Source organism: Streptomyces sp. NPDC088354, from assembly GCF_044753585.1.
GTDB lineage: Bacteria > Actinomycetota > Actinomycetes > Streptomycetales > Streptomycetaceae > Actinacidiphila.
The window spans coordinates 243359-257658 of record NZ_JBIVNJ010000008.1 but is presented as its reverse complement, the minus strand read 5'-3'; the positions used below and the strand labels follow the sequence as shown (position 1 = coordinate 257658).

At 72.9% G+C, this 14300-nt stretch carries 8 protein-coding genes; 4 read left to right on the top strand and 4 right to left on the bottom strand.

What is annotated here, in order from left to right:
* Positions 1-85: 85 nt before the first annotated feature.
* A complete protein-coding gene (gene pepN / locus ACIP98_RS15650) occupies positions 86-2656 on the top strand; it encodes an aminopeptidase N (RefSeq protein WP_319661374.1) in 2571 nt (856 codons plus the stop codon).
* 178 nt (positions 2657-2834) lie between these two features.
* Here pepN and ACIP98_RS15645 read toward each other — a convergent pair whose 3' ends face one another.
* From ACIP98_RS15645 to ACIP98_RS15635, 3 genes are all read right to left on the bottom strand, one after another.
* Complete coding sequence (locus ACIP98_RS15645; RefSeq protein ID WP_319661373.1) at positions 2835-3071, bottom strand: hypothetical protein; 237 nt, start codon at positions 3069-3071, stop codon at positions 2835-2837.
* Positions 3072-3129: 58 nt separating this feature from the next.
* Positions 3130-5223: a 4-alpha-glucanotransferase gene (gene malQ / locus ACIP98_RS15640; protein ID WP_401976239.1), complete on the bottom strand. Its 2094-nt coding sequence runs from the start codon at positions 5221-5223 to the stop codon at positions 3130-3132.
* A gap of 634 nt (positions 5224-5857) precedes the next feature.
* Entirely contained in the window at positions 5858-7360 is a 1503-nt protein-coding gene (locus ACIP98_RS15635) for an amidase (RefSeq protein WP_401976237.1), read from the bottom strand.
* 221 nt (positions 7361-7581) lie between these two features.
* Between ACIP98_RS15635 and ACIP98_RS15630 the strand changes: the two genes are divergently transcribed.
* Together ACIP98_RS15630 and ACIP98_RS15625 are read left to right on the top strand one after the other, a co-directional pair.
* Positions 7582-8109, top strand: coding sequence for a sigma-70 family RNA polymerase sigma factor (locus tag ACIP98_RS15630; RefSeq protein ID WP_319661371.1), 528 nt, complete (start codon positions 7582-7584; stop codon positions 8107-8109).
* Complete coding sequence (locus ACIP98_RS15625) at positions 8106-8774, top strand: hypothetical protein (RefSeq protein ID WP_401976234.1); 669 nt, start codon at positions 8106-8108, stop codon at positions 8772-8774. Before ACIP98_RS15630 ends, ACIP98_RS15625 begins: the two co-directional genes overlap by 4 nt.
* An 81-nt stretch (positions 8775-8855) precedes the next feature.
* Here ACIP98_RS15625 and ACIP98_RS15620 read toward each other — a convergent pair whose 3' ends face one another.
* Positions 8856-12155 carry a S8 family serine peptidase gene (locus ACIP98_RS15620; protein WP_401976232.1) on the bottom strand — a complete coding sequence of 1100 codons (3300 nt, stop codon included), beginning with the start codon at positions 12153-12155 and terminating at the stop codon, positions 8856-8858.
* Positions 12156-12553: 398 nt separating this feature from the next.
* Between ACIP98_RS15620 and ACIP98_RS15615 the strand changes: the two genes are divergently transcribed.
* The gene (locus tag ACIP98_RS15615; protein WP_319661368.1) at positions 12554-14290 is read left to right on the top strand and encodes a TIGR03767 family metallophosphoesterase; all 1737 of its coding nucleotides are present in this window, start codon (positions 12554-12556) and stop codon (positions 14288-14290) included.
* Positions 14291-14300 lie beyond the last annotated feature (10 nt).

Here is a 14300-nt window from a genome sequence, read left to right as displayed (position 1 = left end):
GCCCGCCGGTCGAGGGAAAACCCCTGTCCGCCCCACCCCCCTCGCGTGCGAGGATGGCCGAAAAACCGACGAAGGAGACGGAAACGTGCCCGGCACGAACCTCACACGTGAGGAGGCGCGCCAGCGTGCGCGCCTGCTGACCGTGGACGCATACGAAATCGAGCTCGACCTGAGCGGGGCCCAGGAGGGCGGCACCTTCCGGTCGGTGACGACGGTGCGCTTCGAGTCCGCCGAGGCGGGTGCCTCGACCTTCATCGACCTGGTCGCTCCGGCCGTCCTCGAGGTGGTACTCAACGGCACCGCGCTCGACCCGGCCGAGGTCTTCGCGGACAGCCGCATCACGCTGCCCTCGCTGGAGGCCGGCCCCAACGAGCTCCGGGTCGTCGCCGACGCGGCGTACACCAACACCGGCGAGGGCCTGCACCGCTTCGTCGACCCGGTCGACAAGCAGGCCTACCTCTACACCCAGTTCGAGGTGCCCGACGCGCGCCGCGTCTTCGCCAACTTCGAGCAGCCCGACCTCAAGGCGACCTTCGCCTTCACCGTGAAGGCCCCGGCGGGCTGGACGGTCATCTCCAACTCCGCGACCCCCGAGCCGGTCGACAACGTGTGGAACTTCGCGCCGACCCCGCGGATCTCCACCTACATCACCGCGCTGATCGCCGGTCCCTACTACGCCGTGCACAGCAGCTGGGAGGGCGAGGGCGGGCGCACCGTGCCGCTCGGCCTGTACTGCCGCCCGTCGCTGGCCGAGTTCCTCGACGCGGACGCGATCTTCGCGGTCACCCGGCAGGGCTTCGACTGGTTCGAGGAGAAGTTCGACTTCCCGTACCCCTTCGCGAAGTACGACCAGCTCTTCGTGCCGGAGTTCAACGCGGGCGCCATGGAGAACGCGGGCGCGGTCACCATCCGCGACCAGTACGTCTTCCGCTCCAAGGTGACCGACGCGGCCTACGAGGTGCGGGCCGAGACGATCCTGCACGAGCTCGCCCACATGTGGTTCGGCGACCTGGTCACCATGGAGTGGTGGAACGACCTGTGGCTGAACGAGTCGTTCGCCACCTACACCTCCATCGCCTGCCAGGCCTACGCGCCCGGCAGCAAGTGGCCGCACTCCTGGACCACCTTCGCCAACTCCATGAAGACCTGGGCGTACCGGCAGGACCAGTTGCCGTCCACCCACCCGATCATGGCGGAGATCAACGACCTCCAGGACGTCCAGGTCAACTTCGACGGCATCACCTACGCCAAGGGCGCCTCCGTCCTGAAGCAGCTGGTGGCCTACGTCGGCACGGACGAGTTCTTCACCGGCGTCCAGGCGTACTTCAAGCGCCACGCCTGGAAGAACACCCGCCTGACCGACCTGCTCTCCGCCCTGGAGGAGACCTCCGGCCGCGACCTGAAGACCTGGTCGAAGAAGTGGCTGGAGACCGCGGGCATCAACATTCTGCGGCCGGAGATCGAGACCGCCGACGACGGCACCATCACCTCCTTCGCCGTCCGCCAGGAGGCCCCGGCGCTGCCGGCCGGCGCCAAGGGCGAGTCCATCCTGCGGCCGCACCGCATCGCGGTCGGCGCGTACGACCTGCGCGACGGCAAGCTGGTGCGCGTCCAGCGCGTCGAGCTGGACATCGACGGCGAACTCACGGCGGTGCCCGAGCTGGTGGGCGCCCGGCGCCCGGCGGTCGTGCTGCTCAACGACGACGACCTGTCGTACGCCAAGGTGCGCCTCGACGAGGTCTCGCTGGCCACCGTGCGCGACCACCTCGGCGACTTCACCGAGTCGCTGCCGCGCGCGCTGGTGTGGGCCTCCGCCTGGGACATGACCCGCGACGGCGAACTGGCCACCCGCGACTACCTGGAGCTGGTGCTCTCCGGCATCGGCAAGGAGTCCGACATCGGCGTCGTGCAGTCGCTGCACCGGCAGGTCAAGACGGCACTGGAGCTGTACGCCGCTCCCGAGTGGCGCGAGACCGGGCTGGCCCGCTGGACCGAGGCCACGGTGGAGCACCTGCGTGCGGCCGCCCCCGGCAGCGACCACCAGCTGGCCTGGGCCCGCGCCTTCGCGAGCGCCGCGCGGACCAAGGACCAGCTTGACCTGCTGGGCGCGCTGCTCGACGGCTCGGAGGTCGTCGAGGGCCTGGTGGTCGACACCGAGCTGCGCTGGAGCCTGCTGCAGCGACTGGCCGCGACCGGCCGCGCCGACGAGGCCGCCATCGCCGCGGAGCTGGAGCGGGACGCCACCGCCGCCGGCGAGCGGCACGCGGCGACCGCGCGCGCCGCCCGGCCGACCGCCGAGGCCAAGGCCGAGGCCTGGGCCGCGGTCGTCGAGGCCGAGACGCTGACCAACGCCGTTCAGGAAGCGGTCATCGGCGGCTTCTCCGAGCCGGACCAGCGCGAACTGCTGGAGCCGTACACGGCGCGGTACTTCGCGGCGATCGCGGACATCTTCGAGTCCCGCTCGCACGAGATGGGCCAGCAGATCATCGTCGGCCTCTACCCGGCGCTGCAGGTCTCGCAGGCGACGCTGGACGCCACCGACGCGTGGCTGGCGGAGGCCGACCGGGCGCCCGCGCTGCGCCGCATGGTCACCGAGTGCCGTGCGGGCGTGGACCGTGCCCTGAAGGCACAGGCCGCGGACGCCGCGGCGGCGTGACCGCGCCGGGGCCCGGGGACGTCGTGTCCCCGGGCCCCGGCGGGCACCCGCCCCGCGGGGCGGGCCCGCTGCGCCGTACGGGGGAACCCCGAGCGCCCGGGCCGGTGTCGGGGAACGCCGAAGCGGGCCGCGGCGGTACCGCGGCCCGGCCTGTGCGGTCGGTCGGGGGAGGAGCCCGTCAGGCCTGCGGCTTGCGGGACTTGTCGGTCACGGTGACCAGGCCCGCGATGACGAGGAAGGCCAGGATCGGGATGCCCAGGAACAGGCCCAGGGTCTCGATCACGCTCAGCCCCGGACCCGGGTCCGAGCCGTCGTCCACGCTGTTGGCGAACGCGGGGGACGACACGAGCAGCATCAGCGCCGTGGTGGCCGAGACGGCACCGGCGCGCAGGGCGTTCTTGTTGAGCTTGTCCACGCTCTCAAAGTAGCGAACGCTCCCGCACCCCGCGCGCCCGGGGTGGCCTTCGCGGGTGCTACGGGACATCCGTCGCCTCCATCGCCGTGCGCACCTCGTGGGCGAGGGCGTGCAGCCGCGGCGAGGCGGCCAGCTGCTCCAGGGTCAGGGGGCGGCCCTCCGCGTCGGCGATCGGCAGCCGCCAGTTGGGGTACTCGTCCCAGGTACCGGGCAAATTCTGCGGACGGCGGTCGCCGACGCCGTCGGGGAGCCACACCCCCACCATCCGCGCCGGCGTCCTGGCCAGGAAGCGGTGCACGGCCTTGACCACGGACTCCTCGTCCCGGGTGCCCTCGGGCAGCAGGCCGAGCCGCCCGAGCAGGGCCAGCCACTCCGCGACGTCGACCGCGTCGGCGGACTGCTCCTCCTCCAGCGACCGCGTCAGCAGCCCCAGCCGGTGCCGCAGTCCGACGTGCTCGCCGGTGAGCCGCGCGGCCGTGGTCGGAAGGTCGTGCGTGGTCACGGTGGCCAGCACGTCCGCCCGCCACTCCGCCGGGGGCAGCGGCCGGGCGTGCCCGTGCCCGCCCGCCGCGGCCGCCCCCTCCCAGTCCCGCTCGAACCAGAGCACCGAGGTGCCGAGGATGCCCCGGTCCGCGAGCTCCTCCCGCACGCCCGGCTCCACCGTGCCCAGGTCCTCCCCTATGACGACCGCGCCCGCGCGGTGCGCCTCCAGGGCGAGGATGCCGAGCATGGCCCCGGCGTCGTAGCGCACGTACGCGCCCTCGGTCGGGGGCCTGCCCTCGGGCACCCACCACAGCCGGAACAGGCCCATCACATGGTCGATGCGCAGCCCGCCCGCGTGCCGCAGCACACCGCGCAGCAGATCGCGGTAGGGCGCGTACCCCGTGGCCGCGAGCGCGTCCGGGCGCCACGGGGGCAGCCCCCAGTCCTGGCCGCGGGCGTTGAAGGCGTCCGGCGGGGCGCCCACCGACATGCCGCGGGCGAGGGCGTCCTGCAGCGCCCAGGCGTCCGATCCGGACGGGTGCACACCCACCGCGAGGTCGTGCACCACGCCCACGGCCATCCCGGCGTCGCGCGCGGCCCGCTGGGCGGCCGCCAGCTGACTGTCGGTCAGCCAGGCCAGCCAGCAGTGGAAGTCCACCTGGTCCAGCCGCTGCCCGCGCTGCCGTGCGACCTGCCCCGACCGCGGGTCGCGCAGCCCGGCCGGCCAGGACCGCCAGTCGGGGCCGTGCAGTTCGGCCAGCATCGACCACGTCGCGTGGTCGTCCAGCGCCTGCCCCTGCTCGGCCAGGAAGTCCCCGTACGCCGCCCGGCGCCCCGGCGACAGCGGCACCTTGCGGACCAGCGCCAGCGCCTCGCGCTTGAGCTCCCACACCGCGTCACGGTCGATGAGCGCGTCCTTGAACAGCACCGAGTCCCGCAGCACGGCCGCCCTGCGCAGCAGGTCCGCGGCCCGCTCGCGGTCCTCGGCGTCGAGATGGGCGTACTCCGGGATCTCCTCCACCCGCAGGTACACGGGGTCCGGGAAGCGGCGAGAGGACGGCCGGTACGGCGACGGATCGGTCGGCCGCCCCGGCACCGCCACGTGCAACGGGTTGACCTGCAGGAAACCCGCGTGCAGCGCCCGCCCCGTCCACGCCGCGAGGTCGGCGAGGTCACCGAGGTCGCCCATGCCCCACGAACGCGCCGACAGCACGGAATAGAGCTGCGCCATGAAGCCGTACACCCGCTCCGGCGGCCCCGGCAGCCGGTCCGGCGCCACGACCAGCTGCGCGGACGCCGTGCGGCCGTCCGGGGTCCGGGCACGCAGCGCGTGCCGGCCGACCGGCAGCGGCGCCTGGCCGTCCCAGCCGGTCTCGACGCCCTCCTCGGTCTCCACCCGCAGGTCCGTGCCGTCCGGCAGTACCAGGCCCGCCGCGCGCCCGGCCCGCACCACCACGTTCCGGGGCAGCAGCCGTTGCCCCGCCCGCCGCTCGTGCTCCGCCAGGGCGTCCCGCACCGCCGCGGGCGTCGAGGCGTTTACTCCGAGCGCGGCCAGCACCTCGATCACCGTCTCGTCCGGCACCCGTACCTCGCGGTCGGCCGAGGGGCGGTACGTCGGGGCCACGCCGTGCAGCACGGCAAGTCTGTCCCGCTCGGCAGCATCGGTCATCGGGGTGCCCTCCCGGGCGTTGTCGGAACAGGGCGACAGCCTGAGCCATACCCACTGCGTGGCGGTGCAGTCGCCCTCCGTGCGGGTGCGCTGCGCTGGCTGTCCGGTGTTGTGGCCTTTTCCCCGCCCGCCCTCCCGGGTGCCCTGTGAAGTCAGTGACCCCGGCGCGCGTGTGGGGTGGGCCGGGTGCGGGGCCTCCGGGGCTGCACGTCCTGGACTGGGATATTTACGCGCGTTTCCAGCACTTGCTCATCCCGTCCCTGCCCGGATGGTGCGCACAAATATCCCGCAGCGTCCAGAACATCCACCCCTACGACCCCGCCCCCTCCGTCTCGTATCGCGCCTGATCCCCGGTGGGGGGTGAGAAGGCGGTCCGGGGCGGCTGCGGTTGCCTGGATGCCCCCCACCGGTGTGTGGGCGGTGACGGCTGCGCCCTGGATTGCGTTGCGCCAACGGTGGCCCGAGCACGGTGCCGTCAATACCCCCCTCCGGGGATCAGGCGCTCGCAACTACAGAGGGGGCGGGGGAGGTGGGGGCACCCCCGGCCGGAGGCTGGGGGAGGGTGGGTGTTCTGGACTGTGGAGCATATGTGGGTGCATGACCCGGGGTGATCAACAGATCGTGCCTGAGGCACCTAAATGTGCTGTCCAGAATGGCCGGCCCCGGAGGCCCCGACCCCGGCACCCCACGACACGCGCGTCTGGGCGCCCAGACTTCCTGGGGCACACGGGCGGGCGGGCGGGGAATGGTCGCGGCAGGGGGCCACCGCCTCAAGCTGGGCCGCGAGCGCCAGCAACGGCCCCTCCGCACCGTGGCGCCCGGCGAGCATCATGCCGATGGGCAACCCGCCGGCGCTCCACTGGAGGGGGAGCGACACCGCCGGCAGCCCCGCGATGTTCCAGGGGGCGGTGAAGGGGGTGAAGGCCAGTTGCGCGGCGAAGTCCGCCTCGGGGTCGGCGTCGTCGCGCAGGGCGCCGACGCGCGCGGGGAGCTGCGCCAGGGTCGGGGTCAGGACGGCGTCGTAGGGGTGGACGGCCCGCGCCAGTGTGCGGCCCGCGGCCTGCATCGCGCCGAGAGCGCGCGCGTAGTCGAGGCCGCCGACGCCTTGCCCCTGGGCACGCAACCACCGTGTGAGCGGGAGCAGTTCGCCCTCGCGGTCGGAGGGGACCGGCGTCAGCGCGGCCAGTACCGACCACACCGGGGTGAACGCGTCCCGGTCGCCGGGCGCCAGCGGCTGCGGAACGTCGACGACCTCGTGCCCCAGGCCCTCCAGCAGCGCCGAGGTCCGCTCGTACGCGGCCAGAACCTCCGGGTGGATCGTGACACCGGCGACGTCCGGCCGGGCCCAGCGGGCGATGCGCAGCCGGCGCGGTTCGTGGTCGCACCACCGCAGGAAGGTCCGTTCGGGCACCGGCAGCGGGAAGGGGTCGCCGGGAGCGGGGACGGACAGCACGTCCAGGAGGGCCGCGGCGTCGCGCACCGTGCGTGCGATGGGTCCGTTGACGGCCAGCCCGCTGACATCGCCCCAGGGCGCGGGGCTGACGCGGCCCCGGCTCGGCTTGAGCCCGACGACGCCGCAGCAGCTCGCGGGGATGCGGATGGAGCCGCCGCCGTCGCTGCCGTGCGCGGCCGCCGCGAGGCCCGCGGCGACGGCGGCCGCCGCGCCGCCGCTGCTGCCGCCGGCGCCGCGCGTGAGGTCGTACGGGGTGCGGGCGGGCGGTCCCACGCGGCCCTCGGTGTAGGCGGGCAGTCCGAACTCGGGGGTGTTGGTCTTGCCGGTCAGCACCGTGCCCGCGTCCCGCAGCAGCGTCACCAGGTGCGCGTCCTGCTGGGCGACGCGGTCGGCGAAGACCGCGGAGCCGGAGGTGAAGCGGACGCCCGCCACCGGGGTGAGGTCCTTGACCGGAACCGGGACCCCGAGCAGGGGCGGCGGCTCGCCGCCGGCGAGCAGCAGCCGTTCCGCGTCCCGGGCGGCGGCCAGCGCCCGCTCGGGGGTGACCGTCAGATACGCCCCGAGCGCGGGGTCGATCCGCTCGATCCGCTCCAGGTAGTGGGTCGTCAGCTCGACCGGTGAGATCTCCCCGCGGCGTACCGCGGCAGCCTGCTCCAGCATCGTCAGCTCATGGGGTGCGGACACGGGGGCCAGGCTAGGCCCTGTTGTCACACGGGCGCCGGCCGCCCGGAGGGCGGGCGCCGCGGGTCCCCGGCTGCCGCTGGGGTGCCCCCTATGCGACGACCGGGCCCAGGGGACGCGGGCGGCGCCATCGACGCGCGGCATCCGTCCCGGCCGGACCCGCCGGGACGTGAACGTTTCCCCCGCCTTCCGCGTCATAGGGGCAGTCGCGAAAGGGGAGGGGCGTGGCGCTGCCGAAACGGAGGACCGGGACCGGGGACGAGGACCCCCTGGCCCCGGCGCATCTCGACCGGGTCCGGGCGATCCTGGCGCTCGGCGGGGTGCCGGCGGGGGACCTGCAGGACGGGGTGCAGCAGGTCCGCTTGAAACTGCTGGAGCACCGGACCGCGGGGCGGGAACCGCTGCGGGACCCGGGCGCGTGGGCCGCCGTGGCGGCCTCCAACGTGGCCATGGACTGGCATCGTTCGCGGCGCAGGCAGGAGGGGCTGCGGGAGCGCCTCATGGCGCTGGCGCCCACGGGCGGGGCACAGCACGGCGGGGGCGACTCCCATGTGCTGGCTCTCGCGATCGCCGACGGGTTGCAGGAACTGCCGCCGCAGCAGCGGCAGGTGCTGGCCCTGCGCTTCTACGCCGACCTGCCGGTGGCCGACATCGCCAGGGCCCTGGGCGTCCCCGAAGGCACGGTCAAGAGCCGGCTGCACACCGCCGTCCGCACGCTGCGCGGCCGGCTGCACACCAAGGAGGTGGTGTGACGATGGACCCGATCGGCGAAAGGGCCGACGAGGCGCTGAGGTCGGCACTCATGGACGTGCCACCGGAGGGTTCGCCGGACGACGAGGCGTACGCGGCCGCGCTCGCCGACGTCGTGCTGCTGCGGGCGCAGCTGCGGTTGATCGGCGACACCGTCGCGGCGCGACCGCCTTCCACGGTCGCCGTGCGTCGTCCCCGCAGGCGCAGGACGGCCGTGCTGTGGCTTGCCGCCGTCGCGGTGGGCGTGCTGGCCGTCGCGGGCCTCGGCATCGCACGGCAGGCCGCCCTCGGCGGGGGCGGCACGAGCGACGCGAAGCTCGGCCCGGAGGGCGTCGTGGCCTGTGCGAGGGTGATCGCCGAGGGCGCCGTGCGGGAGGTGACGCCCACCGGAGCCCCGGGGGACCTGCGCGTCGTGCTCGACGTCGACCGCTCCCTCAAGCCCGCCGGGGGCGACCGCCGGCTGACGTTCACGATCCACGTCGACGACGACCACGACGACGTGGCCCCGCCTCCCGGGCCCGGCTCCCGCGTGCTCGTGCTGCTCTCCACCCTGCCCGGCGAGCCGGTGGACTGGTACCAGGGCCAGGACATCGCCCCCGCCCGGTCGTGGATGGAGAAGGCACTGACCGGTGCCCGGGGCCTGCCGTGCGGGAGCGGCACCGGCTGACCGGCGGCGGGCGGAGCACAGCGAAGGGGGCGGGTGCTCGTTCCAGCACCCGCCCCCCGATCGTGCGCAAGGCCGCGCGGACTAGCCCGCGTTCACCTTGCCGATGATGACGCTGCCGGTGCCCGCGGTGGTGCCGTTGGCGTTGAGCAGCTGGACCTCGCCGAAGAACTGGCGTCCCTCGGGCGCGGGGGCGGCCACCAGCACGTTCGCGGTGACGTTCGCCGAGGCACCGTTGGCCAGCGGCACGTTCGCCGCCTCGTCGACGACGACCGAGCCGAGCGACGCCGAGTAGAAGACGTCACGGTAGTCGTACGCGGTGCTGCCGGACGGGACGGAGAAGCCCTCCACCTGGACGGTGTAGGTGCCGGCCGCCGGGTTGGCGATGCTGACCGCCTCCTCGGAGTCGCCGTCCGCGGAACGGCCGACCTCGACGCCGTTGCGGTAGACGTACAGGTCCAGGTCGGCGCCGGTGTCCGCGGTGCTGCCGATCGCCACGTCGAGACGGGTGGCGCCCGTGGGCACGGCGACCTCCGTGGTGGTGATCTGACCCTGGCTGATCGACGGACGGTTCGCCTCGGCCGAGCCGAGCGCGCCGCCCTTCAGCTTGCCCTGGACGGGGGCGAAGCCGTTGGTGACCTTCCAGGAGACCGGCGCGGGGGTGCCGACGGTGGCCTCGGCGACGGTCTGCACCTCGGGGTCGAAGGAGACGCCGAGCGCGGTCGCGGTGAGGGTGTACGGGTTGGTCAGCAGCGGCGAGGTGCGCCGTGCCTCGACCTCGAACTCCCACACGCCCGGCAGCGGCTCCGCGTAGGAACGCAGGTCCGGCCGGCAGGTGTTGGCGGGGTTGTTGTAGTTCGGGTAGCAGGACGGCGTGGAGGTGTCGTCCACCGGGACGCCCCACGGGTTGATGGCGATGAAGCGGGTCTGGCTGCCCGCCGCGAGACCGCTCATCTTGACCTCGAGCGACTTGGCGCCCTCGGGCACGGTCACGAAGTACGAGGTGGTGGAGTTGCGCTCGACCGTGTCGGACGCGGTGAACGCGTAGCCCGGCTTGGCCTGCGGTGTGGCGACCACGACCGTGTTGAGGATCTGCTGGTCGACACCGCGCGTCGACGGGTCGTCGACCTCGAGGATCGCGCTGTGCGCGCCGGCGGTGTGCGGCTTGGCGGTGATCTGCACGGTGACCGGCTTGTTCAGCGGCAGGTCGACGGTGTCGTCACCGGGGAACCGCCAGGTGCTGTCGTCGTTCAGCCAGTGCAGGTCGTGGCGGATCGTGCGGTCCGGGCCGGAGGTGCGGGTGAGCGTGACGTCGTACGTCTTGCTCTGGTTCGCCTTCAGGCCGGTCTCACGGTCGTAGACGCCGGTGCCGTAGCCGGGGGTCGCCAGGAACTGCGACAGGCTGGTGGAGACCGGGGCCTTGACGGTGTAGGTGTTGGCGTCGGCGCCGGTCTTGATCAGGTGCCAGGCGCGGTCCACGTCCAGCAGGCCGGCGCCCTGGGCGAAGGCCTGGACGTCCTTGATCTTCTTCGCGGTGCTGATCAGAGCGGTGCGCAGCTTCACCGGAGTCAGGTCGATGTGGGCGTGCTTGGCGGCGGACAGCAGCAGCGCGGAGGCGCCGGCGGCCTGCGGGGAGGCCATCGAGGTGCCCTGGAGCATTCCGTAGCCGGGCGGCAGGCTGTAGCCGGCCTCGGCGACGGGGGCGCCGGGCTCCCAGGTCGGGATGGTGTTGATGGAGGCACCCGGGGCCGAGATGACCGGCGCGATGCCACCGTCCTCACGCGGGCCGCGCGAGGAGAACGGCATCATGTCGTAGTCCTTGGTGACCTGCGAGCCGTAGTTGGCCGCCCAGGTCTCCTTGGAGATCGTCGCGCCGACGCTGACGACCTTGTCGGCCAGGCCGGGGTCGCCGATGGTGTTGAGGCCGGGGCCGCTGTTGCCGGCCGAGATCACCAGCTGGACGCCGTAGTCGTCGATCAGCTGGGTGTAGATCTGGGCGCGGACGTTGTTGCCGTCGTTCAGCGCGGGCAGGCCGCCGATGGACATGTTGACGATGTCCACACCGCGGTTGACCACCAGGTCGATCATGCCCTCGGTCAGCGCGATGTTGGTGCAGCCGCCGGACCAGGTGCAGGCGCGCGAGGAGACGATCTTCGCGCCCGGCGCGGCACCGATCATCTTGCCGCCGAACAGGCCGTTGGCGGAGGTGATGCCCGCGACGTGCGTGCCGTGCTCGGACTGGATGACGCCGATGTTGACGAAGTCGGCCTTCTTGCCGATCCAGTCGCCGCCGTACGGGTCCGTCGGGACGTCCTTGCGGATCTCCACCACGAAGGGGATCCGCTCGGAGATGGCCGTGGCGGGGTTGTCGGTGCCGAAGTACCCGACCTGGAAGCCGTCCTTGTACGGCTTCATCGGGGTGTCGTCACCGAAGTTGCCGTTGTCGTTGAGGTCCACCCGGACGGTGCCGGCCGCGGGGTCGTAGAGCACGCCCCACAGGTCGGTGGTGTCGCCGTCCCGGTTGAGGTCGCCGGCCATGTCGCCGCCGACGGTGGCCGACTCGCGGAACACCGTGACCTGCTGGGAGGGGTCGGGAGCGGTCCAGGTCCTGGCGCCCACGGTGACGGTCGGCCCGTTGGTCATCCGGCGCCACGTGGCGTCGCTGTCCAGGATCGGGTCGGTCGCCGTGACCCAGTCGACGATCTTGCGCTCGCCGGTGGTGGTCTTCTGCAGCGCGGGGTGACCGAGGTCGACGCCCGAGTCGAGGATGCCGATGGTGACGCCGCGGCCGTCGGACTCGGGGTTCTTGCGGACGAAGTCGACCGCGCCGGTCTCCCAGGCGGGCTGGTACGGGTTGACCGCCGGGGTGTTGGCGTCCGGACCCGGGTAAGCGGCGGCCGCGGACTTCTTCGCGGCGCCCGTGGTGCTGTCGCCCGTCGGGGTCGGGTCGTCGAGCTTGATCTCCTGCTTCAGGTCGACGGCCTGGACGGAGGAGAGCTCCTGCGCCGCCGCGATGGCGGCGTCGGCCTTGCCGGTCGGGACGGTGGCGCGGACGTACCCGAGCTTGTCGTACGTCCGGTCCACCGAGGCGCCCTTGAGGGCGTCGATCTCACCCGAGATCTGTTCGGTGGAACCCGCCTTGGTGGCGATCATCATCGTGACGTTCTTGTCGCCTGCGGCCTTGGCCTTGGCGAGGAGTTCCGCGTCGGCGGATCCGAGCTTGTCGCCGGCGGTCTTCACCGCGGCGTCGGCGGGGTCGCCCCCTTGGTCGGCGAAAGCGGTGGAGGCGGATATTCCGGTCGCGGTCAGCGCGGCGACGAGTCCCGCAGCGAGCGCGATGCGGACGCGTCTCTTCCCGCGTATGTGTTCAGGAGACATGGGCATCCTTGTTCAAGATTTGGGCGCCAGTTGACCGACACAGTGGTCCATGTGCCGGGTTGTTGGGGAGTGCCGGAGATGGCGCAGGTCTGCCATGACGCGAATGCGTCAACTTGCAGGCGGGCGCGAATGCCGCAGACCTTCCCAACCCGGTCCATGTCGCCGCCCGTACCCCGGCGGCCCGGATCCTGATCGCCCGTGTCATGCACGGCGGTTGGTGAACATCTGATGAGCGGTTCGCCACCGGCCGCCGCGTCCCGGATGACCAGCGTGAATACGGCTGATCGATGTCCGGGGATCGGTGCCGGCTGTTCCGCTTGCGTTGGAACGCAGGACACTCCGACTGCCAACGATCCCGGTGTAGACGCCCCTACCGTCGCCGTCGCCCACCGGGGGAACCCGCCATGCCTGGTCCCGTGCCCGCTGCCGCCCTCAACCGCCGCACCTTCCTGATCGCCTCCGGGACCACCGCGCTCGGCGCGGGACTCGGTATCGCACTGGTCCCCGGCTCCGGCGACGCCAAGGCCGTCCCTCCGGCCGCGCAGGCGGCGCTCGGCGCGGCCGCTCCCGTGTCGCCCGCCGGCCCGGTCCCGCCCGCCGCCCCCTCGGCGGCCGGTACGACGCTGGAGACGGTGGCGGCACCGCGCGGCAGCGGCGGCTATCGCCGGCTTGCCGACGGCCCTGGCTGGAAACGTGTGACGCGCACCGAGCTCGCCGCCGCGCAGAGCGGCCGCGCCGACCGCCGGACCACGCTGAGCTGCTTCGTCCAGTTCACCGACCTGCACCTGACGGACGTCCAGAACCCCCAGCGCTACGAGTTCCTGCGCGCGGACTCCGCCGGCGGCTGGCGCCCGCACGAGGCGCTGACCAACGCCGGTGTCGTCTCTCTGGTCGAGCGGGTCAACGCACTGCGCAACGGGCCCGCCACCGGCACGCCGATCGGCTTCGTCATGACCACCGGCGACAACACCGACAACAACTCACAGCTGGAGCTGGAGTGGTTCCTGACCGCCATGAGCGGCGGTCGCATCACCCCCAACTCCGGTGATCCGCACCGCTACGAGGGCGTCCAGGACTCCGGTCTGAAGCTCTACTGGCAGCCCGACGCGGACCTGCGCGACGCCGACAAGGCACTCGGCTTCCCCCGCCTGCACGGCTACCTCGACGCCGCGGTCCGCCAGGTGACCAGCCCGGGCCTGAACGTCCCGTGGTACGCCACCGTCGGCAACCACGACCAGCTCTTCGCCGGCACTTTCGCGTCCTCGCCGTTCTTCCGCGAGCTGGCCACCGGCTCGCGCAAGCTGTTCTCCCTGCCCGCCTCCGAGGCGGCCCTCGTCAACAAGGCGATCCGCACGGGATCCGACCCCAAGGGCGCCCGCTTCCGCCAGGCCTGGGAGCACCACAAGAGGACCGCCCGCACCGTCACCCCCGACGAGCGCCGCGCCCCCTTCACCCGGCACCAGTACATCGCCGCCCACCTCGACCCGGCGTACGCCGGCGCGGGCCCGGTCGGCCACGGCTACACGCAGGCCAACCTGTTGACGCGCCGCCTCTACTACACCTTCCGCGTCTCCGACGACGTGCTCGGCATCAGCCTGGACACCACCGACGCCGGCGGCGACTACCGCGGCTCGCTCGGCACCGAGCAGCTGCAGTGGCTGGAACGGACGCTCACCGCCCACAGCGGCGAGACCGTCCTGGTCTTCAGCCACCATCCCAGCTGGGCCATGACGAACACGGTCCGCGACCCCGCCCGGCCCACCGAGAAGCGACACGGAGGCGAGGAGCTCCTCGCGCTGCTGGGGCGGCACCGCAACGTCGCGGCGTGGATCAACGGCCACAGCCACAAAAACAAGATCGTCCCCCACGGCTCCTTCTGGGAGGTCTCCACCGCCTCCCACGTCGACTACCCGCAGCTCGCCCGGGTCGTCGAACTCACCGACAACCATGACGGCACGCTGTCGCTGCACTGCACGCTGGTGGAGTCCGCCGCGCCCCACCGCACCGATTTCTCCGACCTGTCCCAGACGGGTCTGGCCGCGCTCTACCGCGAGTTGTCCTTCAACGCCCCCGGCTCCGGCTCCGATCTGTCCGGGGCCGCCGGCGACCGCAACGTGGAGTTGCTGCTGAAGAAGCGCTGAGCCCGGCCGG

What these genes read in the sequence shown, in the direction of transcription:
- malQ (WP_401976239.1), bottom strand. Translation starts at nt 5,223, where the DNA reads ATGACCGATGCTGCCGAGCGGGACAGACTTGCCGTGCTGCACGGCGTG.
- ACIP98_RS15620 (WP_401976232.1), bottom strand. Translation starts at nt 12,155, where the DNA reads ATGCCCATGTCTCCTGAACACATACGCGGGAAGAGACGCGTCCGCATC.
- ACIP98_RS15615 (WP_319661368.1), top strand. Translation starts at nt 12,554, where the DNA reads ATGCCTGGTCCCGTGCCCGCTGCCGCCCTCAACCGCCGCACCTTCCTG.